The organism is Lacinutrix jangbogonensis (genome assembly GCF_000797445.1).
In the GTDB taxonomy this organism is placed as follows: domain Bacteria; phylum Bacteroidota; class Bacteroidia; order Flavobacteriales; family Flavobacteriaceae; genus Lacinutrix; species Lacinutrix jangbogonensis.
Genome location: NZ_JSWF01000035.1, coordinates 209,511 through 232,356 on the forward strand (window position 1 = coordinate 209,511; position 22,846 = coordinate 232,356).

At 31.4% G+C, this 22,846-nt stretch carries 25 protein-coding genes; 21 read left to right on the top strand and 4 right to left on the bottom strand.

What is annotated here, in order from left to right; genetic code table 11:
- Window positions 1–72: 72 nt before the first annotated feature.
- Window positions 73–501, top strand: a complete 429-nt coding sequence (locus RH82_RS15255) for a DUF1573 domain-containing protein (RefSeq protein ID WP_034062022.1) — start codon at window positions 73–75, stop codon at window positions 499–501.
- 50 nt (window positions 502–551) lie between these two features.
- On the opposite strand, the gene RH82_RS15260 is transcribed toward RH82_RS15255, so the two are convergent.
- Window positions 552–1,886: an aspartyl protease family protein gene (locus tag RH82_RS15260; protein ID WP_034062083.1), complete on the bottom strand. Its 1,335-nt coding sequence runs from the start codon at window positions 1,884–1,886 to the stop codon at window positions 552–554.
- 74 nt (window positions 1,887–1,960) lie between these two features.
- Here RH82_RS15260 and RH82_RS15265 point away from each other — a divergent pair, with 74 nt between their 5' ends.
- Genes RH82_RS15265 through RH82_RS15280 form a run of 4 tightly spaced genes read left to right on the top strand, consistent with a single transcriptional unit; the run spans window position 1,961 to window position 5,555 of the window.
- Window positions 1,961–3,151, top strand: a complete 1,191-nt coding sequence (locus RH82_RS15265; RefSeq protein WP_034062024.1) for a pyridoxal phosphate-dependent aminotransferase — start codon at window positions 1,961–1,963, stop codon at window positions 3,149–3,151.
- The gene (gene murB, locus RH82_RS15270) at window positions 3,151–4,164 is read left to right on the top strand and encodes a UDP-N-acetylmuramate dehydrogenase (protein WP_034062025.1); all 1,014 of its coding nucleotides are present in this window, start codon (window positions 3,151–3,153) and stop codon (window positions 4,162–4,164) included. Before RH82_RS15265 ends, murB begins: the two co-directional genes overlap by 1 nt.
- Window positions 4,165–4,219: 55 nt before the next feature.
- Window positions 4,220–4,750, top strand: coding sequence for an RNA polymerase sigma factor (locus tag RH82_RS15275; RefSeq protein ID WP_034062027.1), 531 nt, complete (start codon window positions 4,220–4,222; stop codon window positions 4,748–4,750).
- A gap of 10 nt (window positions 4,751–4,760) precedes the next feature.
- Window positions 4,761–5,555: an anti-sigma factor domain-containing protein gene (locus RH82_RS15280; protein ID WP_034062029.1), complete on the top strand. Its 795-nt coding sequence runs from the start codon at window positions 4,761–4,763 to the stop codon at window positions 5,553–5,555.
- A 75-nt stretch (window positions 5,556–5,630) separates the two neighbouring features.
- Here RH82_RS15280 and aqpZ read toward each other — a convergent pair whose 3' ends face one another.
- On the bottom strand, window positions 5,631–6,335 hold the full coding sequence (gene aqpZ / locus RH82_RS15285) for an aquaporin Z (protein ID WP_034062031.1): 705 nt from the start codon (window positions 6,333–6,335) through the stop codon (window positions 5,631–5,633).
- Between the two features lie 191 nt (window positions 6,336–6,526).
- Here aqpZ and RH82_RS15290 point away from each other — a divergent pair, with 191 nt between their 5' ends.
- From RH82_RS15290 to RH82_RS15330, 9 genes are all read left to right on the top strand, one after another.
- Window positions 6,527–6,730: a hypothetical protein gene (locus RH82_RS15290; protein WP_034062033.1), complete on the top strand. Its 204-nt coding sequence runs from the start codon at window positions 6,527–6,529 to the stop codon at window positions 6,728–6,730.
- Window positions 6,731–6,736: 6 nt separating this feature from the next.
- Complete coding sequence (locus RH82_RS15295) at window positions 6,737–7,849, top strand: glycosyltransferase (protein ID WP_034062034.1); 1,113 nt, start codon at window positions 6,737–6,739, stop codon at window positions 7,847–7,849.
- Window positions 7,840–8,385 carry an RNA polymerase sigma factor gene (locus RH82_RS15300; RefSeq protein WP_034062035.1) on the top strand — a complete coding sequence of 182 codons (546 nt, stop codon included), beginning with the start codon at window positions 7,840–7,842 and terminating at the stop codon, window positions 8,383–8,385. The genes RH82_RS15295 and RH82_RS15300 overlap by 10 nt, the downstream gene beginning before the upstream one ends.
- Window positions 8,386–8,394: 9 nt before the next feature.
- Window positions 8,395–8,829, top strand: coding sequence for an RDD family protein (locus tag RH82_RS15305; RefSeq protein ID WP_034062038.1), 435 nt, complete (start codon window positions 8,395–8,397; stop codon window positions 8,827–8,829).
- Window positions 8,829–10,040: an Nramp family divalent metal transporter gene (locus RH82_RS15310; protein ID WP_034062040.1), complete on the top strand. Its 1,212-nt coding sequence runs from the start codon at window positions 8,829–8,831 to the stop codon at window positions 10,038–10,040. The genes RH82_RS15305 and RH82_RS15310 overlap by 1 nt, the downstream gene beginning before the upstream one ends.
- A gap of 36 nt (window positions 10,041–10,076) precedes the next feature.
- Window positions 10,077–10,958: a lipoyl synthase gene (gene lipA, locus RH82_RS15315; RefSeq protein ID WP_034062042.1), complete on the top strand. Its 882-nt coding sequence runs from the start codon at window positions 10,077–10,079 to the stop codon at window positions 10,956–10,958.
- Window positions 10,959–11,975 (top strand): type I glyceraldehyde-3-phosphate dehydrogenase, encoded by a 1,017-nt coding sequence (gap, locus tag RH82_RS15320; protein ID WP_034062044.1) that lies wholly within the window; start codon window positions 10,959–10,961, stop codon window positions 11,973–11,975.
- Window positions 11,976–12,005: 30 nt separating this feature from the next.
- Window positions 12,006–12,458, top strand: coding sequence for a tetratricopeptide repeat protein (locus tag RH82_RS18960; protein ID WP_034062046.1), 453 nt, complete (start codon window positions 12,006–12,008; stop codon window positions 12,456–12,458).
- 149 nt (window positions 12,459–12,607) lie between these two features.
- A complete protein-coding gene (locus RH82_RS15330) occupies window positions 12,608–14,230 on the top strand; it encodes an ATP-binding protein (RefSeq protein ID WP_241148085.1) in 1,623 nt (540 codons plus the stop codon).
- Here RH82_RS15330 and lpxK read toward each other — a convergent pair.
- On the bottom strand, window positions 14,220–15,224 hold the full coding sequence (gene lpxK, locus RH82_RS15335) for a tetraacyldisaccharide 4'-kinase (protein WP_034062048.1): 1,005 nt from the start codon (window positions 15,222–15,224) through the stop codon (window positions 14,220–14,222). The genes RH82_RS15330 and lpxK overlap by 11 nt on opposite strands.
- 207 nt (window positions 15,225–15,431) lie before the next feature.
- Between lpxK and RH82_RS15340 the strand changes: the two genes are divergently transcribed.
- From RH82_RS15340 to msrA, 3 genes are all read left to right on the top strand, one after another.
- Complete coding sequence (locus RH82_RS15340; RefSeq protein WP_034062050.1) at window positions 15,432–16,526, top strand: Nif3-like dinuclear metal center hexameric protein; 1,095 nt, start codon at window positions 15,432–15,434, stop codon at window positions 16,524–16,526.
- 3 nt (window positions 16,527–16,529) lie between these two features.
- Window positions 16,530–17,309 (top strand): zinc ribbon domain-containing protein, encoded by a 780-nt coding sequence (locus RH82_RS15345; protein ID WP_034062052.1) that lies wholly within the window; start codon window positions 16,530–16,532, stop codon window positions 17,307–17,309.
- Between the two features lie 119 nt (window positions 17,310–17,428).
- The gene (gene msrA / locus RH82_RS15350; RefSeq protein WP_034062054.1) at window positions 17,429–18,085 is read left to right on the top strand and encodes a peptide-methionine (S)-S-oxide reductase MsrA; all 657 of its coding nucleotides are present in this window, start codon (window positions 17,429–17,431) and stop codon (window positions 18,083–18,085) included.
- A gap of 192 nt (window positions 18,086–18,277) precedes the next feature.
- On the opposite strand, the gene RH82_RS15355 is transcribed toward msrA, so the two are convergent.
- Window positions 18,278–19,780, bottom strand: coding sequence for a hypothetical protein (locus tag RH82_RS15355; protein ID WP_156112498.1), 1,503 nt, complete (start codon window positions 19,778–19,780; stop codon window positions 18,278–18,280).
- Between the two features lie 251 nt (window positions 19,781–20,031).
- Between RH82_RS15355 and RH82_RS15360 the strand changes: the two genes are divergently transcribed.
- The 4 genes from RH82_RS15360 (at window position 20,032) to RH82_RS15370 (ending at window position 22,575) form a co-directional block, all read left to right on the top strand.
- Window positions 20,032–20,760, top strand: a complete 729-nt coding sequence (locus RH82_RS15360) for a DUF4397 domain-containing protein (protein WP_034062058.1) — start codon at window positions 20,032–20,034, stop codon at window positions 20,758–20,760.
- Window positions 20,761–20,896: 136 nt separating this feature from the next.
- Window positions 20,897–21,412, top strand: a complete 516-nt coding sequence (locus RH82_RS15365; RefSeq protein WP_034062059.1) for a hypothetical protein — start codon at window positions 20,897–20,899, stop codon at window positions 21,410–21,412.
- Between the two features lie 9 nt (window positions 21,413–21,421).
- Window positions 21,422–21,595 (top strand): T9SS type A sorting domain-containing protein, encoded by a 174-nt coding sequence (locus RH82_RS19300; protein WP_394330737.1) that lies wholly within the window; start codon window positions 21,422–21,424, stop codon window positions 21,593–21,595.
- A gap of 71 nt (window positions 21,596–21,666) precedes the next feature.
- Window positions 21,667–22,575: a hypothetical protein gene (locus RH82_RS15370; RefSeq protein ID WP_034062061.1), complete on the top strand. Its 909-nt coding sequence runs from the start codon at window positions 21,667–21,669 to the stop codon at window positions 22,573–22,575.
- Window positions 22,576–22,846: the final 271 nt, after the last annotated feature.

The following is a 22,846-nucleotide window of genomic DNA, read 5'->3' on the forward strand; positions in this document are numbered from 1 at the left end:
TAATACATCTAATTATTTTTGCAGAAGGATTAAAAAGTACTAAATTTACAAACCATTAAAAATCAAAATAAAATGAAAAATTTAATAACATTATTATTTATCGGATTAGTTACCTTTTCAATTAATGCTCAAGAAAAGATAGCAAAAATCGAATTTAAAGAAACAACTGTAGATTACGGAACAATTGAAAAAGGTGCTAATGGCATTAGAACTTTTGAGTTTACAAATACTGGAAATGCCCCTCTTATTATCTCTAAGGTAAGTTCAAGTTGTGGTTGTACGATACCTAAGAAGCCGAAAGATCCTATTATGCCAGGAATGACTGGTGAAATTGAAGTAAAGTATGATACTAAACGTGTGATGCCAATTAGAAAAACAATTACTGTTTTATCTAATGCTGCCACACCTACAGTTTCGTTAAAAATTAAAGGTGAAGTTATTGACCCTTCTAAAACAAGCGTTCTTACTAAAACAAAAGGTAAAAGCGTTATGGAGCAATAATCCAAACTCTTATCTATTTTAAAAGCCGAAAACCTTAGTTTTTGGCTTTTTTATTTTATTAAAGATTCTAAATTAAAAACAACCTTTATTCTCCTGCCTAGCCTTTCTACTACCAAATTTATTTTATCACCTTCTTTTCCATAGAACTTGTATATTAATTCTTGCAAGCTGTATTTAATGGTATCGTTTCCATTAATTCTAATAATTACGTCGCCTTTTTGCAGTCCTTTTCTAGACGCTGGAGAGTTTGGTCTTATATAAGAAATGGTATACGCTTTCTTAATCATATATTTTCTTGAGTTTACAAAAACGGCTTGTACATTAATAATATTAGTGTCTCTAGACATGTTATTTGACACTGTATTTTGTTCGTACTCAGTTATTATTCTAATACCTTCATTTTCGACTTCAATCCCACTTTTGTTATAACTAAAATGGTTTTTAAAATTTGAATTACGTTTTAACACTATTCTTGCTTTATCATAATCTATAGTAATATTAAACCGTTTTAAAATGGCACCTCCAACACTTCCTCGTCTATCTTTTATTTGCCTCAACACAGAAGTATAAGACGAATCTGGGAACGCCACCAATGGCCTATTTAATATAAAAGATTTTAATTTAAAAGCCTCAATTTTAGAACGCTTACCATGTACACTGCCACTTATACCATAACCAAGAAAATCGTTAAAATAATTATCCTTAACGATTAAACCCAGACTATCATTCTCGAAAAGCCATAACGCATCACTACTACCTGAATCTATTAATAGTTTTACGGGAATATTTTTACCTAAAACATTAACTGAGACATTAAAATAAGGTTTATTGTTGTAGAATTCCAATCCAAATGTCTCGCATTTCTTACAGGTTTTGTATTTATACTTTTCAGGATTAGTTAATTTTATTTGCTTTTTTATATAGTTAATATCAACTACTAAATCTTTAAATAAATCATATCCAATAATACCATGAATAGGCACACCCAATTTAGGTGCAAAATTTATAGAAGAATCGAAAATAACATAGAAATCCTGACTATTATTTACAGCATCTCCTATTTTAAAGGTATTTCCTGAAGATTTTAACGCTGCTACTTTTCCATTATTCCCTAAACCTTTAAGGTAAATAGTTTCAGCATTTAAAATTTCTAAAGAATCTGACTCCTTTAAGAAATTAAACACAATAGGCTTGCTAACACCGGAATCTAAAAGAAAAGAAAGCATAACACCATTAACCTCAACAGGAATAATAATAACATTATTAAGTAACTTAAAATTAATTTTATCGACTCCTCTTTTATTTTTTACAACATATTCTCCTTGTGAAAAACAAATAAGCGGCAAATACAAGAGCATAAAAAGTAAGCTTTTTTTAATTTTCATAACAACTGAAGTTAAGAAATTAAATAACACAGATTACACTTTTTTTTGCAACTTTGTTTTATAAAATTAATTCTATGCCATCGATCTCTAAAAAAGGGCAATCAATGCCTCAGTCTCCAATAAGAAAACTTGTTCCATTTGCTGAAAAAGCATACAAACAAGGAAAAACAGTATACCACTTAAATATTGGGCAACCAGATATTAAAACACCACAAATAGCTTTAGATGCTGTAAAAATGCATGGCTTAGATATTTTAGCCTACACAAGATCTGAAGGCTCTGAAGCTTACAGGCATAAAATAGGAAACTACTATGCAAAAAATGATATCCATGTAAAACATGACGATATTATTGTAACTACTGGCGGAAGTGAAGCACTTTTATTTGCCTTTGGAAGCATTATGGATGTAGATGATGAAATTATTATTCCAGAACCTTTTTACGCTAACTACAACGGATTCTCAATAGCATCTGGAGTAAAAGTAGTTCCTGTAATTTCGAAAATTGAGAATAATTTTGCATTACCGCCAATAGAAGAATTCGAGAAACTAATAACACCAAAAACCAAAGGTATTTTAATTTGTAATCCTGGAAACCCAACAGGATATCTTTATTCTAAAGAAGAAATTAGAAAACTAGCAGACATTGTAAAAAAACACGATTTATTTTTAATAGCAGACGAAGTTTATAGAGAGTTTGCTTACGATGGCGCAAAACACTATTCTATTTTACAGGAAGAAGGATTAGACGATTATGCAATCGTAATCGATTCTGTTTCTAAACGTTATAGCATGTGTGGCGCAAGAATTGGATGTTTAGTTTCTAAAAACAAACAAGTTATTCAAACCGCATTAAAGTTTGCTCAAGCAAGATTGAGTCCGCCAACATTAGCACAAATTGCTAGTGAAGCTGCATTAGATACTCCTCAAAGTTATTTTGATGATGTTATTGAAGAATATGTAGAAAGAAGAAACACTTTAATTGCTGAATTAAATAAAGTTGAAGGTGTAAAAGTTGCCAATCCTAAAGGCGCTTTTTATTGCATTGCAGAATTACCAATTAAAAACAGTGATGCTTTTGCACAATGGCTTTTAGAAGAATTTGATGTGGATGGAGAAACAGTAATGGTTGCGCCAGCTGCAGGATTTTATTCTACACCTGGTGTTGGGTTAAATCAAATTAGAATTGCATACGTACTCAACAAAGAGAGCTTAGTAAAAGCAGTAAATATAATAAAAGAAGCATTAAAAGTATATAAAGAATAGTGCACATTCAACACAACATATCATTAAAAAAATACAATACTTTTGATCTTGATGTAAATGCAAAGCATTTTATTTCGGTGAATACTTTAACCGAATTAACTTCAGTTTTAAAGCTTGAAGACTACCCAAATAAACTGATGCTTGGTGGAGGCAGCAACATGCTTTTAACTAAAAATGTAGAAGCGCTCGTTATTCATATAAATTTAAAAGGAACTTCTGTAATTAATGAAGTTGCAGATCATGCATTTATTAAAGCGAATGCTGGAGAAAACTGGCACGAATTTGTGCTTTGGTGTTTAGATAAAAACTTTGGCGGCTTAGAAAACATGTCTCTCATTCCAGGAAATGTTGGTACCTCTCCTATTCAGAATATTGGAGCCTATGGCGTAGAATTAAAAGATAGTTTTGTGTCTTGTGAAGCACTAAATCTTAACACTTTAGAAATTGAAGTTTTTAAAAATGAAGATTGTAATTTTGGTTACAGAAATTCAATCTTTAAAAATGAAGCTAAAGGCAAATACATTATTACAAGTGTTGATTTTAAACTTACTAAGAAGAAACATCAGTTACAGACTAATTATGGCGCTATTACTTCGCAATTAGAAGTTATGCAAATAAGCAATCCAACAATTAAAGATGTGTCTAACGCAATAATCGCAATAAGGCAAAGCAAACTTCCAGACCCAAAAAAGATTGGAAATAGTGGTAGTTTTTTTAAAAACCCAGTTGTTCCTTCTAAAGTATTCGAAGCGTTGAAACTAAGTTTTCCTGAAGCACCAAGCTATCCTGTTTCAGATAATAAAGTAAAAGTTCCAGCTGGCTGGCTAATTGAAACCGCTGGTTTTAAAGGTAAAACCTTTGGTAATTATGGTGTACATAAAAAGCAAGCACTTGTTTTAGTTAATTATGGTGGCGCCAAAGGCGAAGACATCCTTGCACTTTCAAAATTAATACAAAAAACAATTTATCGTATCTTTAATATCTGGATAGAAGCCGAAGTAAATATTCTTTAAACAATAACTTTGCAATCGCAAAGTTAAACTAACTAATAAAAGACACTAACAAAGTTTGAGTACTTCCATTGAACAAGACATAATAACTTTATTAAAAAACGGTGACAAAAAAGCCATTTCACTCTTATATGAGCACTATTCTGGCGCGCTTTTAAGCGTTGTTAAAAAAGTGATTTCAGATAATGATATCGCGCAAGACGTTCTTCAAGAAAGTTTTATAAAAGTTTGGAAAAAAGGGAAGACTTACGATCCTTCTAAAGCGAAATTATTTACTTGGTTATATCGTATTTTTTATAACTCTGCAATAGATAAAATCCGATCTCAAAATAATAAGACTAAAAAAGAAATCCGAATTGGAGATTCCAACGTATATAAATTAACGACCAAGAGTTTAAATCAAGACACTTTAGACATACAAAAGCACTTAAGTAGTTTAGAATTAAAATATCAGGTAGTTATAAATGCGCTCTATTTTGAAGGCATGACCCAACAAGAAGCAAGCGAAGAACTAAATATTCCGTTAGGAACAATTAAATCTAGATTAAAAATAGGATTGCGCGAATTGAAAAAAATCTACAACCCTTAATTATAATGTGATGAGTAATAATAAAGACACATTTTTAAAATCTGATTTGTTAGAAAGATATCTAACGGGTCAAACTAATACTCAAGAAAGCATTGAGGTAGAAAGTTATATAAATACCTTTCCAGAAATTAAAGAAGCCTACAATACACTTCAAAATAAATTAGAATTAGTAGCCTTCGCTAATGCCGAAGAAGCACCTACACATTTGCTTGGCAATATATTAGAATCTTTAGACGAAAAACCTGTAATTATTTTAAATGAAAAGCAAAAAAAATCATCATTTAATTTCGGGATTGCAGCAAGTATCGCAGCATTAGTTTTCGCTGGTAGTTCTGTATATTTTTATTTTCAAAATCAAGATTTAGTAAATGAAAATCAAGTTATTGTAGATGAACTATACGATCTAAGAAGCGATATAGACCAAAACAATTCAAAACTTAATGCCCTAGCCGAACAATTTTCTCAGCTAAACAATCCTGAAACCGAAAAATATATTCTAAATGGAAACCTTCGTGCTAAAAATTTAAAAACTGTAGCATATATAAACTCTAAAGAAAAAACATCCATGATCGATGTCGTGTCTCTACCAATTTTACCTGAAAATCAAGAATATCAAATTTGGGCAGAGTTACAAGACAAACAAGTTAATTTGGGTATTTTAAGTATCCGAGATAGACGCTTACAACAAATCCCATACACTAAAGACGCGTTAGGTTTAAGCATTACTATAGAAGAAAAAGGCGTTAAACCTAATAACAATCGAGATACTCCTGTTGCGGAAATAGAATTAAAAATTGAAGATTAATATTTTATATAAATCTATAATATAAAAGAGCCTCGTAAATTTACGAGGCTCTTTATTTTTATAATACACCTAAATTTAATCCTTATTTGGAGCCATAATTTTATATACAATTCCAGCTAAAACAGCACCAACTATTGGAGCTACCCAAAACAACCACAACTGTCCCATAGCATCTGCTCCTGCAAATATTGCAACCGCTGTACTTCTTGCTGGGTTAACAGATGTGTTTGTAACAGGAATACTTATTAAATGGATTAGTGTTAATGCTAATCCAATAGCCATACCACCAAAACCTGGAGAAGCATTTTTATGCGTTGCACCAAGAATAACAATTAAAAACATAAATGTCATTACAATTTCTGTAACTAATGCACCTACTAAACCAAAGTTTACACCATATACATTCGCGTCATAAAAATTAGTTGCAAAAGCACCCGGGCTAGAGCCAACACCAGTAAAATCGGCAGAACTACTTACAATTAAATATAAAACTCCTGCACCAACTGCGCCACCAACAACTTGGGCTCCAATATATCCAGGTAAATCTTTACCATCAAAACGTCCACCCATAAATAACCCAATGGACACTGCTGGATTAAAATGACCACCCGAAATATGTCCTAATGCATAAGCACCTGTAAGAACAGTAAGACCAAAGGCTAAAGAGACGCCTACAAGTCCTATTCCCACATCTGCAACACCTGCAGCTAATACTGCACTACCACATCCACCTAGTACTAACCAAAAAGTACCAATAAATTCTGCTAATAATTTTTTCATAATTATAATTAATTTAAAGTTAAGAACTTCAATTTATTACATTCAGTGCTTTTTACAATAAATATTCTTCAACAATTTAAAAAAATACGATTAAACGCAAAAATCGTAGTTAAAAAAAGCAATTCTACATCTTACAATAAAATGAGATAAAACTATTATCTTTACACTTTATATTTAAAACACAAATTAGCGTGAAACTCTTACTACTTACATTAGCATTATTAGGCATTGCAGTCGCTGGAATTGCCATTAAGATTTGGGCAAAAAAAGACGGTAAATTTGCTGGAACTTGCGCGAGCCAAAACCCGATGTTTAATAAAGATGGTGATGCTTGTGGTTTCTGCGGAAAAACCTCAGACCAGTTCGATAACTGTAACGAACCACAACACTCGTAACATTTTATGATTTTACTTGATATAATTTTCTACAGCTTGGTGGTTGTAGTCTGTATTCAAGTTCTTTTTTACGGTGTACTTTTTGGTCGTTTTGCTTTTAAAAAAGCAAAAAACAAACCATCAAAAAATCTTCCAATATCTGTAATCATTTGTGCTAAAAATGAAGCAAAAAATATAAAACAATTCCTGCCCTCAATACTCAATCAAAAATATTCCAAATTTGAAGTTGTATTAATTAATGATGCTTCAACAGATGGCACTTTAGAAATTATGGAAGTGTTTGCAGAAAAGCATAACAACATAAAAGTTGTTAATGTTAAAAATAATGAAGCTTTTTGGGCCAATAAAAAATATGCACTAACACTAGGTATAAAGGCAGCAAAATATAATCATTTACTATTTACAGATGCCGATTGCAAACCTATTTCTAAAAATTGGGTTACCGAAATGAGTTTCAATTTCACAAACGAAAAAACGATAGTGTTAGGTTATGGAGCCTACCATAAAATTAAAAACTCGTTCCTTAATAAGTTAATACGTTACGAAACATTATTAACTGCCATTCAATATTTTTCTTTTGCAAAATCAGGCATGCCTTTTATGGGTGTCGGTCGAAATTTAGCATACTACAGAGAAGAGTTTTATAAAACCAATGGTTTTATAAACCATATAGATGTTCGATCTGGTGACGACGATTTATTTATAAACGAAGCCGCAAATTCTAAAAACACAACAATTTGTTTTACCAAAGAGAGTTTTACAACATCTAATCCTAAAACCACTTTTAATAGTTGGTTTCGTCAAAAACGACGTCATGTTTCTACTGCTAACAGATACCAATTTAAACACAAAGTATTATTAGCCATATTTTATATATCGCAAGTTTTGTTTTGGGTGCTTTCAATACTATTATTAAGCTTCTTTTATAATTGGCAATTTGTTATTTGTATTGTTACTTTCAGACTGATTATTCAATATTTAACGATTGGTTTTTCAGCAAAAAAATTAAATGAAATTGATGTACTATATGTACTGCCGTTTCTCGAACTGTTTTTAATTGGCTTCCAATTAACTATATTTATCACAAATCTTATCTCAAAACCTAAGCATTGGAAATAGAAGAAGCAATAGCAAACGCAAAAAAAAACAATCAAAAAGCATTCAATTTTTTACTGGATGAATTCTGGGATTATGTTTATGGGTTTCAGCTAAAACGGGTTACCAACGAATATGATGCCGAAGACATCACCATACAAACCTTCTCTAAAGCTTTTGATAAAATAGATCAGTACGATGAAAAATACGCCTTTAAAACATGGCTAATTACCATTTCCAAAAATATTCAAATAGATTTACAACGCAAAGAAAAAAGCTCTATTAACTCAAAAATAATAGATCATGAAGACGATAAAATCTATCGTGTTTTAGACGACTCTCCTTCACCTGAAGACAAGCTAATTACGGAACAAAATCTAGCAAAATTACTTCGTGACATTAAGATGCTAAAACCACATTATCAAGATGTAATTAATTTGCGTTATTTTCAAGAATTAAGCTATACTGAAATTAGCCTAGAGCTTAACGAACCCATGAATAATATAAAAGTAAAATTACTTCGCGCAAAAAAGTTATTGGCTGAAATTATAAAAAGGTAATTGTAAGAAATGACTAAAACAACATCAAAGGGATTTGAAATTGCTAGAATAAGAATTAGAATATTTGCGTTTTTAATTAATTTCTTAGTTTTTTGGCTCATTGGAATGTCCATTGGTTATTTTTATGGAAAACCAACAGAAAGCGCCGGTTTCCATTTGGAAGGGTTACCTGCTTTGGCAATGTTCGCTTGTTCATTTGTTATATGGCCAATTAGCGAAGGCTTAACTGGTAAATCGATTGGGAAGTGGTTTTTTAATATAGAAATTTTAACAGATGATTCTGAAAGTATTTCTTTAGGGCAATCATTTGCCAGATTTTTTATTGGCTTACTTGATTATGTTTTTTTAGTTGGACTAATTATAGCTTATAATGATAAACAAAATAAACGACTAGGCGATCTTGTGGCAAAAACTGTAGTTGTTAAATGTAAAAAAGACGAGTAATGCTTTCACTAAAAAAACTTGGTCCAGGTTTATTATTTGCAGGTGCAGCAATTGGAGTCTCTCATTTAGTGCAATCTACTAGAGCTGGAGCCGATTTCGGCTTAGGTCTTCTTTGGGCTTTAATTTTAGTTAATATTTTTAAATATCCTTTTTTCCAATTTGGCCCACGCTATGCTTCCGCAACTGGAGAAAGCCTTTTAGAAGGTTATAACAAATTAGGTAAAGGCGTATTGGTTGCCTATTTCGCACTCACATTTGCTACTATGTTTACCATTCAAACAGCTGTAACCATTGTAACCGCAGGATTAGCGTCTTCTTTATTTGGAGATTTCATTTCAATTAAAATATGGACAATAATTATTCTATTTATATGTGGTTCCATTCTGTTTTTTGGTAAATACAAGCTTTTAGACCGATTAATGAAAATTATAATTGTAACACTAACCATTAGCACAATACTAGCGGTAGTATTAGCCTTTTCTAAAACACCCAACACTTTATCTATAGTTCAAGTGCTACCTAAAGGTAGTATAGAAATTAGCTTCTTAATTGCTTTTATGGGTTGGATGCCTGCTCCTTTAGATATTTCGGTCTGGCATTCGCTCTGGACAGTTGAAAAGAAAAAAAGCGATATAGATATCACGCCTAAAGCATCACTTTTAGATTTCAATATTGGCTATATTACTGCCATTTTTCTTGGGATAGGCTTCTTACTTCTAGGGGCATTAGTAATGTTTAATACTGGTAAAAATTTTAGTGATAAGGCTGGAGTGTTTTCAAATCAGTTAATAACAATGTATGCTAGTAGTTTAGGTCATTGGTCTTATGTTATTATTGGTATTGCAGCATTTACAACTATGTTTAGCACAACACTTACTGCGCTGGATGCTTCTCCAAGAGCTATGAATAAAACCATTGAGCTACTCACAAACAAAAAAAAGAAATTTGGTTACACATTCTGGATTTTACTTTTAGCTTTAGGTACCATTTTTATATTCTTTGTCTTTGCTTCAGAAATGGGACTACTTATAAAAATAGCAACAATACTATCGTTTATTACAGCACCTTTTTATGCCATTATTAATTATATTTTAATAAGTAGCAAGCATACTCCAGAGAATTGGAGACCCTCTAAACCGTTACATTTACTTAGTATATTAGGTATTATTTTTCTAATTGGGTTTAGTGTTTGGTATTTAACTATTTTATAGAATACTTCGTATCTTTGTAGCTCGAAAGAAAAATCTATGACTACAGAAACTCCTTCAACGATAACAACAAAAGTAAGACAACCAAAACCAAAATGGTTACGTGTTAAATTGCCTACTGGAAAAAAATACACAGAACTTCGTGGTTTAGTAGACAAATACAAATTAAATACAATTTGTGCTTCTGGAAGTTGTCCAAATATGGGAGAATGTTGGGGAGAAGGCACAGCTACTTTCATGATTTTAGGAAATGTTTGCACGCGTTCTTGTGGTTTTTGTGGCGTAAAAACAGGAAGACCAGAAACTGTAGATTGGGACGAACCAGAAAAAGTGTCGCGCTCAATAAAAATCATGCAAATTAAACATGCAGTACTTACAAGTGTTGATCGAGACGATTTAAAAGACATGGGGAGTATTATGTGGTCTGAAACAGTAAAAGCGGTTCGTAGAATGAATCCAGAAACCACATTAGAAACACTAATTCCAGATTTTCAAGGAATAGAAAAACATATTGATCGCATTATAGATGTTGCACCAGAAGTGGTCTCGCACAATATTGAAACAGTAAAACGTTTAACGCGAGAAGTTAGAATTCAAGCAAAATATGAACGTAGTTTAGGTGTTTTAAAATATTTAAAACAACAAGGACAACGTAGAACAAAATCTGGTATTATGCTAGGTTTAGGTGAAACTCGTGAAGAGGTGATAGAAACTTTGCACGATTTACGTGCTAACGATGTAGATGTTGTTACTATTGGCCAATACCTTCAGCCGAGTAAGAAACATTTACCTGTTAAAGAATTTATTACTCCAGACCAGTTTAAAGAGTTTGAGGAGATTGGCCTAGGTTTAGGTTTTCGTCATGTAGAAAGTAGTGCATTAGTGCGCTCATCTTACAAGGCTCAAAAGCATATAAATTAAATGCTTACAGTTGCTATAAACGGTTTTGGGCGCATTGGTCGTCGTGTCTTTAGGCTAATACAAGAACACAAAAACATAAAAATTGTAGCGATTAATGATTTAGCAGATGCTAGAACATTAAGTCATTTACTAAAATACGACAGTATTCATGGCGTATTTAAAGGTGAAATATCCCATGATGAAAATAGTATTATAGTTAATAAAATTGAAATACCTCTTTTTAACGAAACCCATCCTAAAAATATAAATTGGAAACCTTTTAATCCAGACTTTGTTATAGAAGCTACTGGAAAATTTAAAACGTCTGAAGCTTTAGAATTTCATTTAAAAAATGGTGGAAAACGTGTTATTTTAAGTGTGCCACCAATAGACGATGCGATTAAAACCATTGTTATAGGAACCAACGAAGACACTTTAGATGGTACTGAAACAATAATTTCTAACGCGTCGTGTACCACAAATAATGCAGCGCCAATGATTGCTATTATTAACAAACTTTGCGGCATTAATCAAGCTTATATTACAACAATACACTCTTATACTACAGACCAAAGTTTACACGACCAGCCACATCGCGATTTACGTCGTGCTCGTGCCGCAGGACAATCCATAGTACCAACCACAACTGGAGCTGCTAAGGCTTTAACCAAAATTTTTCCAGAATTAGCAAATGTTATTGGTGGTTGTGGCATTCGTGTTCCTGTAGCCAACGGCTCGCTTACAGATATCACTTTTAATGTAAAAAAAGCAATATCAATACAAGCTATTAATACCGCTTTTAAAAACGCTTCAGAAAACAAATACAAAGGTATTTTGGAATATACCGAAGATCCGATAGTATCTATTGATATCGTTGGAAACCCACATTCTTGTATCTTCGACTCTCAAATGACCTCTGTAATTGGTAACATGGTGAAAATTATTGGTTGGTATGATAATGAAACTGGATACTCAAATCGTATTATTGATTTAATTGTCAATTTGTCGAGAACACATAAACTTTTATCGGACAAATAATTATATTTGTCTCTAGACCTATCTACAATAATGTTACAATTTCGTAAAACACTTTATGTATTCTTTATATTTTGTGGAGTAATTTCATTTGCTCAACAACTTACACAAATAGAACGTGATGCGCTTCTAGATAAAGTGAATAAAGATCTTTCTTATGCACAAGAAAACATTGAGATTTTTAACTATTTCGAAGCAAAAGACAGTTTAGAAAAAATACTTGTAAACGCAAAAATACTCAACAATGAAAAAAGCTTAGGTCTCGTATATTCTAAACTTGGGAAAACTCAATACTTCCTAGAAGAGTCGAACCTAGCAATTAAAACACTAATTAAAGCATTAGAATTTCAACGTTTAGCTCAAGATAATACAAACATTGCCGAAACCTATAAAACACTTGGTGATGTGTATATGAAAACTAAAACACCTAAAAAGGCTTTAGATAATTACAACGCAGCAGAAACGTTATTTAACAAAAAAAACTAACCTACGATGAAACAGAATCTGTTTTAAAAAAGGGGCAAGCATACTTCGCTTTAAAAGATTACAAAAATGCTGAAAGCACATTTAACAAGGCCGTTTCTTTATCTAAACGATTCAAAATTAACAAATTACTAAGTACTAGCCTAACCCTTTTGGGAGAAGCACAAGCCAAGAATGGAACACTAGAGTTAGCAATAAAAAACGCTAATGAAGGAATGACTATTGCTAAAGAAAATAAAATATTCAGCGTATTAAATACCAGCTATTTAACATTAAGCAATTTACAAGAAGCAGATGATAATTACCAACTTGCAAACACCTATTTAAGAGCACATTTAAAACTATCCGATTCTTTACTAAAGGCTAGAAGATTACTAGTATCACTAGAAAAAAGAAATGCTTTTTTAGTCGCAAAGCAAATAAATCACCAAAAACAAAGCACAGCAGACTTAGAAGATGAAACCGGCTCAAATACTCTTAATCAATTAACTACAATCTTGAGTGTTTTATTAATTACCATACTGTCATTACTAACATTATCGCTTTATAAAAACAATAATATTAGACTAAAATCTAACAACCTTTTACACAAAAAGAATAGCGAACTAATAATAAGTAAAGAAAAAGCTGAGTTAGCTTCAAAAACAAAAGCAAACTTTCTATCTACAGTAACTCACGAATTACGAACACCTCTATATGCAATTAATGGTTTAACAAATATACTCTTGGACGAAGACCATAAACCAGAACAAACGAAGCATCTAAAGTCTTTAAAATTTTCTGGCGATTACCTTTTAACCTTTATTAATAATATCCTTCAAATTAATAAAATTGAAGCTAGCAAATCCATAATTGAAAAGGAAGTGTTTAATTTAGAAAAGAAAATAGCTAATATTATCTCTTCTTTAAACAATTCTGCCGCAGGAAATAACACTAAAATTCATTTAGAATTTGACAAAAATTTACCACATAATTATAATTCAGATCAACTTAAAATATCTCAAATATTAATTAACCTCATTGGTAACTCTATTAAGTTTACTAAAGATGGAGATATTTGGGTTCGTGTTCAAAAAATAACCAACAATAACAAGCTTTATAACCTCCGTTTTGAGGTTCAAGATAATGGTATAGGTATAAGCAAAGAAAAGCAAGAACATATGTTCGAAAGTTTTTCTCAAGGTTCTATTCAAATTAATAGAAAATACGGAGGAACAGGACTTGGACTCTCTATAGTAAGTGGTTTAATAGATGTTTTAAAAGGCAAAATCTACCTTAAAAGCGAGCTTGGTAGAGGCTCATTGTTCTTCTTCGAGCTACAACTTGAATTTACGGACGAAGTAATAGAAAAAGAGGAAATTAGTTGCTTTAAAGATATTAACGAAGATGCATTAAGTGAAATTAAAATACTTATAGTTGAAGACAACAAAATCAATCAAATGATTACTCAGAAAATTTTAACTAAAATGAAGCTTAAAAGCGAAGTGGTTGAGAATGGTGAAGATGCGGTTGAAAAAGTAAAATCTACTAAATACGATATTGTTTTAATGGATATTCACATGCCAGGAATAAGTGGTCTTGTAGCCACAAAAATTATTAGGACATTTAATAAAGAGCTTCCCATTTTTGCGCTTACTGCTGTAGCCATTGGGGATAAAATGGAGGAATTTGACGAAGCTGGTTTTACAGATATTATTAGTAAGCCATTTAAAAAAGAGGATTTCGAAAAGAAATTGTTCGATGCTTTAAATTTAAAAAAACTGCTTAATCTTTAATTTTACTTTTTACTAATTCATCAAATTCTTCCTGCTTATCGAACACTATTTTAATTGGTAAATAATAGAGTTTACTAGTTAAACTTCCTTCACTAATTAATCTTACATAATCTTTTTCTGTTGTAATAATTAAGTTGCTTTTAGATATAGTTTCAATATCTTTTTTAGAAAAATTATGGTGATCGCTATATTCTAAATGATTAAAAACAAGGCCTTCATTTCTTAAAAAACGTACCAAAGGTTCAGCATTTGCAATCCCTGTAACAAGTGTAAATTGCAATAGCTTATTTATAGCGATTTCATCTTGTTTCCCTATTACCTCACTAGCATAGCTAATACTGCTAAAAAACACTTTTTGATGCGTTTCAGGTTTCAACCTACCTTCAATTACTTTCTTTTTATCTGTTGCTAAATCAATTGGACATTTAGTAACCACTATTATCTGTGCGCGATTAGCACCTTGTTTTGGCTCACGTAAATTACCTGTTGGTAATACAAAATCACTACTATATAAATTAGAATACGTAGTGAGTAAAATATTAAGTTTAGCTGCTACTTTTCTATGCTGAAAAGCATCATCCAAAATAATTAAATTAGGCTGCGTTTTAATATTTCTTAGCATAGAAATTCCATTTTGTCTGTTTTCATCAACAACAACTGTAACAGAATCTTTAAATTTATTGTAAAACTGGAACGGTTCATCGCCTATTTTTTCAGCCGAAGAGTCCGCAGAAGCCAATACAAAACCTTTAGTTTTTCTGCCGTAACCTCTGCTTAAAGTTGCTAAATTGTAATCTTGTTTCAACAGTCTTATTAAATACTCAACCATTGGTGTTTTTCCTGTTCCACCAGTACTTATATTACCAACACAAATTACTGGAAACGGATAAGCTTTTGATTTCTTTAGCCCCAAATCGTACAACTTGTTACGCAACCATGTTATTAAAAAATAAATGGGAACGATAGGAAATAATAGGTATCTCAATAATTTCATGTGTTTATATTTATTGTGTTTTTTATGACCACATGCAGTTCGCTATTAATCATTATCAAGGGTAATAGAATTTTTAGCAAGCTCGTTTCATAGTAACGAAAGTAAAAATTTTATATTTGTTATTCCAAATGCGATTGAAAATGATTGAAATTAAATCTCAATTATTTTAAAAATTATTTGATATTACTAATCAATTCTCAAAATTATATGATAATTCAAGACGTTATAAATCACCTAGAAGACTTCGCTCCTTTGGCTTATGCCGAAGACTTCGATAATGTAGGTTTACTTGTTGGAGATAAAAACACAAAACTCACTGGTGTTTTAGTCACGCTTGACACCCTTGAAGCGGTTGTAGACGAAGCAATAACTAATAAATGTAATCTTATAGTCAGTTTCCATCCTATTATATACAAAGGCTTAAAAAAGCTTACAGGAAAAACGTATGTAGAACGTACGGTTCAAAAAGCGATAAAAAACGACATTGCTATTTATGCCATCCATACGGCATTAGATAACCATATAAACGGTGTAAACGACATTATTTGCGCGCAATTAGGCTTAACAAATAGAAAAATATTAATACCAAAAGTAGAAACAATAAAAAAACTCACCACTTATGTTCCAAAATCAGAAGCAGAAAGCTTAAGACACGCCATTTTTAACATTGGTGCAGGAACAATTGGTAATTATAGTCATTGTAGTTTTAATATTGAAGGCATTGGAACTTATAAAGGAAATCAAAGCTCTAATCCGGTAAAAGGAAAAAAAGGTAATCTTCATTTTGAAGAAGAAACGCAAATTAGTATCACATTTACCAAGCATTTGGAAGCAAAAGTTATAGACACACTATTTAAAAATCATTCTTACGAAGAAGTGGCATATGAAATAACAACCTTAGAAAATAAGAACCAAAATATAGGCATGGGAATGATTGGCACTTTAAAAAAAGCAATGCCTGAAAGCGCCTTTTTTAAGTTTTTAAAAACTAAAATGAATACTGAAAGTATTCGCCATTCTAATTATTTAAATAAATCAATTACAAAAGTAGCAGTATTAGGCGGCTCTGGAAGTTTTGCTATACAAGCTGCAAAAGCAGCAGGAGCAGACGTTTTTGTAACTTCAGACTTAAAGTATCACGATTTTTTTTCTGCAGAAAACAACATCCTTCTCGCAGATATTGGACATTATGAAAGTGAGCAGTACACAAAAAACGGTTTAGTAGCACATCTTACAAAAAAAATTACTAATTTTGCAGTCGTTTTATCAAAGACAAACACCAATCCTGTTAAGTATTTTTAAAGTATGGCAAAAAGTAAAGAAATAAGTGTAGAACAACGTTTAAGAGCTTTATACGATTTACAGTTAATCGATTCTAGAATAGATGAGATCAGAAATGTTCGTGGAGAACTACCTTTAGAAGTTAGCGACTTAGAAGATGAAGTCACTGGATTAAGATCAAGATTAGAAAAACTTGAAGACAATTTAGCGTCTACAGATTCTCAAATTGGCGACAAAAAGAATCTAATTGAAGAAGCTAAAACTTTAATAAAAAAGTATAACGAGCAACAAAAAAACGTTAGAAATAACAGAGAATTTAACTCTATAACTAAAGAAATCGAATATCAAGAGCTTGAAATAGAGCTTGCTGAAAAGCATATTAGAGAATTTAGAGCGCAAATAGAGCAAAAGAAAGAAGTTGTAGACAAAACTAAAGCACACGTTAAAGAGCGTGAAACACACCTTAAGCACAAAAAAAGTGAGTTAGATGCTATTTTATCTGAAACTGAAAAAGAAGAAGAAGCGCTTCTTAAAAAGTCTGAAGATTATAAAAAGAAAATTGAAGAGCGTTTAGTAAAAGCGTATCATAGAATTCGTACTAATGTAAAGAATGGCTTAGCTGTTGTACCAATTGAAAGAGGTGCCTCGGGAGGTTCATACTTTACTATTCCGCCACAAGTACAAATGGAAATTGCTTCTCGTAAAAAAATTATTACAGATGAGCATTCTGGTCGTATTTTAGTCGATGAGGCTTTAGCTGAAGAACAAAAAGCAAAAATGGAAAAAATGTTTAAAAAACTATAATTTCATTTTAATATTATAAAGTAAGCCTTCATTTTTAATGAAGGCTTTTTTTTTGGCAAAATTTTAAAATAAATATAATTAAGGATACTTAACTTTGTACGACTAATTCTAAAAAAACCATGAAAAAGATACTACTACTATTCGTTGTAAGTTTATTATTTAACTGCAAAAACGCTGCGCAAAACTCCGAAAACAAAAAAAACAAAGAAGATTTAAAAACGACACAACCTATTGAAGTCTCATTGGAGAATGGTATGGCAAAAGCCTATTTTGCTAGTGGATGCTTCTGGTGCGTAGAAGCCGTCTACGAAAGTGTAAAAGGTGTAGAAGCATCTATTAGTGGTTATGCTGGAGGGCATACAAAAAACCCAACTTACGAAGCTAGCAATACAGGTAGAACAGGCCACGCAGAAGCTGTAGAGATTATTTACAATCCCAAAATTGTTAGTTTTAAAACACTTGTAGATGTTTATTTCGCCTCGCAAAACCCAACGCAAGTTAATGGTCAAGGTCCAGATAGAGGATCTCAATACCGTTCTATTATTTTTTACCAGAATGACGCACAAAAGAAAATTATTGAAACAAAGAAAGCCGTTTTAGCAAAAAAACTAGGTAAAACAATTGCTGCAGAAGTGTATCCTTTTCAAAAATTTTGGATTGGCGAAGATTACCATCAAAACTACGAAAAACTGCATCCAGAAAACAGATACATTCAGGGCGTCTCTCTACCACGGTTAAAACGTTTTCAAGCTAAGATGCCTGAGGTATTGAAATAAAAGGAAAAAGTTATAACAAACAAGAAGCTCCTTATATACTGAATAAATAAATAAATTACCCTTCTGGAACTATCCATACCCTGGCTTGTTTGCGGGATCTCAACAATAAAACGTACTAAATAGGGCGTTGACAATAATTAAATTAAAAATATTTATGATACTTACACCCTACTAATATTAAAAGTAAATACATTAATCTATAGCACAATCAATAATCAACTTTTCCTTAACATATCTTTCTGAGTAACCAACTCTTTTTGAAATCTCTTTAATTGAAGCTCCTTCTTTAAGCATATCACTCGTAATTTTTTTCTTAGCAATTATTAAAATTTTTAAAGCAGTAGTATTTTCTCTTTTAAGATTTCTATTAATTTGGACTACGGACGTGTTAAGATATTCTGCCAAATTTTCTACGGATATCACTTTTGGTTTATCCTCAATAATTTGTATTATAATTTCAGAGCTAATTGTATGTTTTAGATTTTTATCTTTTCTCCTTTTAAGAACAAACCAAAATGAAAAAATTATAATTAATAGTGAAAAAATTATTATTAAATAAGTATATTTAAGCAAAGAACTATCATTCTTGATATACACCTTATCTAATAAATTTGGAACAATTACTTCTCGCATAGTTGAGGTTTCTATGATGTATAATCCATTTACAGACCCTGCGTAAATATAATTATCATCAAAGCTTAAAGCAAATTTATTAAATTCAATATTATCAATTATTGTATTAATTTGTCCATCTAAAAATATATGAAACCCTCTATTGTTTGTAAATAGTAATGAGTCATCTAAAAACATTGATTGAATTACTTCCTCGTTTTCGAAAACTACATCTAAACCTAAGTTTTCATTTAATCTAACCATATTGGTTTTAGTTCCCAAGTATATTTGAGAATCATAAATACTAATATCATTAAAAGAATAATCGAAAGTATAAACATCTATGCTACCTTTTGAATCTATAATATATAAATTACCATTTGTTGAACATGCATAGAGTTTATTTTGATGAATTTGAATATCTGTAAACTCATCATTAATTAATATTTTGTTATTAATTGAATTATCTAAATCAATAATTCCAAGTGCTGAATTATACATCGCATAGATGACTCCTTTGAAATCTACTAACTTTCTTGTCCTTGGGCCATTCTCGGTAGCTAAAACATTTTCAAATGTTGAATTATTGATATTTAATTTAAGTAGATCGTCTTGACATAAATAGTAATTACCATTAATTTTAGATAATACACCATTCGAATATTCTAAATCACCCTTAATCTTGATGCTAGAAAATTGAGTCCATAATGAGTCCGAAAATACGCCACTATATGTTGAGATTATTCTTCTGCCAGGTTCAGAAAAAACATGTCGAATGGAACGTCCTTTATGTTCTATTTTATAATTAGTATCTATTCGGTATTGCAGTATTTTTCCGTTTAAACAAATAAAGAGATTATTGTTTACTCTTACCACTGTAGCTTGTTTATTGCAAAATCCTGGGATTATATTTTCATAGTATTTACAATTTATCCGTCTATTTAGCGGTATGTAATTCGAATTCATCACTGCATAATCTTGACTGTCCGAATCGAATTCCAACCAACTATATTTTAAATTTCCTTTTGTTTTCGCAATAGGTTTGCTTTTCTCTTGATTATAATAGTAGAGTTTATTATCCATTCTAAAATAAAGGTCTTTATTGTCGGTGGTAACGTTTTTTACATTTGATAAATTTAAAGATTTGACAAAAATTGTGTCCTGAGCCTCAACTGTTAAAAGAGAAAATAAAAACACTAAAAAATACAATATTCGCTTCATTTAATACATATATGTTAAAAATAGAACTGAATTTATCAAAAATAAACAACGTACCCAAGCACATTAAAGAAATTGATTTCTAATTTTGAAAAAAAGCCTAAACAATTAAATTCATGCAAGCGCTAATAATTAAACCTACACTTCTATTTTTTGTGCTATTAATTCTTTCTTCTTGTAGCGGAAGTGATAGTAATGAAGAACCTATTACACCACCTACAGAATTTCATAAAGCAAATGTATTTATGCAGAATTATTATACAGAGAACACATTGCTAAATTGGGGAATAGAGGAAATTGAATTAATTGATAATCAAAATTATGCCTATGGAAATAAAGTTGAGTTTGAATGGGAAACGACCAAGTATTCTGTGCTTTTTGATGTAACAGACTCTAACAATAGTCATTTAATTTCTTCTTCGCATACATTAAGCAACGGCAAGTTATATTACGCAAGTATGATTGGAAGTTCAGCTCATAAAACAATGGTTTTTTCAGAATTAGATGAAACCATTCCAGAAACAGGTAATGTAAGAGTTAAATATTTTAACGCAAACCAGAATATAGGTGCAATAGATATTTATATTGGAGGTGAAACTTCTGACAAGAAAGTTGTTTCTAATTTAAATTTCGGACAGTTAAGCTCGTATATTGAAGTTAATCATAATGATATTTCAAGTTTAGTTGTTGTGACTCCGGTAGGTATAGCTCCACATTTAGATACCAATTTATTAAGATTAAGTGATAACACTTCTCACGGAAACAATTCGATACTAATTATTGCCTTAGCAACACTAACTAATGAAAATTCTTCAGAATTAAGTTATTTTGTAACGGAGCAATAGTTGATCTTATAAACCTTGGATTGAATATGTCCAAGGCTTTTTTAGAGTATAAATTCATTAATACCAATAGCAATATTTATACTAAGTCGTATCAAAAAAATAAATTTATTTAATTTAATATTTTAAAATATACTCTATGAAAAAAATTACTTTATTTACTTTTTTTATTGGCTTAACCGCATTTGCTCAACAAATATCAGTTTCTAGTACTTCTAGTATTGTTATTGGTGCTGGGGCTTCGTTAAATGCATTTGGTTTGAAAATGAGTCCAAGTGTTGATTATGAAATTGCAGATAACGAAATTAATCTATCAAGCTCCCTGGTATATGTTTCTGGCGGAAAAGAATCGATTCTAAGAATCTATGAAATGGCGAACCCTTTAATAACCTATAGTGGTTCTTTAATTTTGAATTATGAAGATGCTGAAATAAACAGTGGAACCGAAATGCTCTTAAACTTAGAAATTGAAGATAATAGTACATGGACAGCATTTGCTTCAACGGTGAATGACGTTCTAAATACTATAACTCTTGATGCCAATTTAAGTAATGTCACAATGGATAGAATAACAGCTTCTGCTTCAGATGCAACTCTACAAATTGACGAATTTGACTTAGATAAATTTGCTATTTTCCCGAATCCTGCAACTTGAGAAATTAGAATCGCTAGTGACAAAGACTTACAATTTGAAATCTACAATCCGATGGGTCAGAAAATAAAGGAGTCCAATTCAAAAAACATTGATATATCTTCGTTTTCAAATGGAATTTACTTGCTAAAAGTGATCGATATTGAATCGAGTAAATCCAACACATATAAAATTATTAAAAAATAACCAATGCCTTTGCGCTCAATTTTTAAGCGTTTCTGTCTCAATTTAGTTTCTAAAAATTTAAAACCATTATTATGAAAAAAACGTACATCTTTATTACCCTAACCATTTTTGCAAGTACTGTATATGCTCAAGATATTAAAAACACACTTGGTACTAATGGAAATTTTGAAGTAATAACCTCCAGCAATACTGAAACTCTAACGGTTACAGATGATAGCCAAGTCATTATTTCAGATATAGATAATCCAACTCCTCAAGCAACTGTTATCTTAGATTTAAATTCAACTAAAAGCACACTTCAACTGCCTAGGATAAATCCAAGTATCTGGATAGGCTCGGATGTACATGGTCCTGGGAGAATTTTTTGGAATACAGGAGATGCCGGTGGTTTAGCAGTTTTTACAGGAACAGGGATTTTAGATTTCACCAGTATTTTAGATACAAGAAGTCCAATGAATTCTTTAAGTAATGTGCAAGGGAATGGGATAAATAACAACAGTTACTATATTGGTGCAGATGCGGGCCTTACTGCTGATCCAAATGACAATAACAACGTAGCTTTTGGCGTTAATGCGTTAAAAAATTTAAATTCGGCTTTTAGCGCTAGCACTGAGTCTGAAGAAAATGTAGCAATAGGATTCGAGGCAGGTCTATATATTATAACAGGCATGGGAAACACGGCTATTGGAGCTCAAGCAGGTGTCCCACAGTTTGGTGGTGGTAGCTCGCTTAACTACACTACAGCAATTGGATACAACGCTACTCCTGATGCCGATAATCAAATTAGATTGGGAAGAGACGTGGACCATGTGGTTATTCCTGGAGTATTAAAAGTACAAGATGTTCTGAACCTAAAACCTAGGGCTACTGCTCCTTTAAATCCGGAAATAGGTGATATGTATTATAATAGTGGCACTAAGAGATTAATGATTTTTGGAGGAGGCACCACAGCTGTTTGGAAAACCATACAATGGCTGTAATAGTTTAAGACTCCATTGTCATACTTTAAGTACTATAATTCTTAATAATATTAAAACCTCAACCACTTGGTTGAGGTTTTTTTTGTTGAAGTTGGTTTATTAATATATTAGTGTTTTATTTATTCCCTACTCAACAACGAACAACTAAAGTCAAAACAGTCTTGCTAAAACGGGAAATTTCTCTGTTGATATTTCTGTGGCTTATTCCATAATTTGTTTTGTGCCGTACTTGCCGTGATTTGGAGAAAAAATAAAAACAGGAACCGTTAAA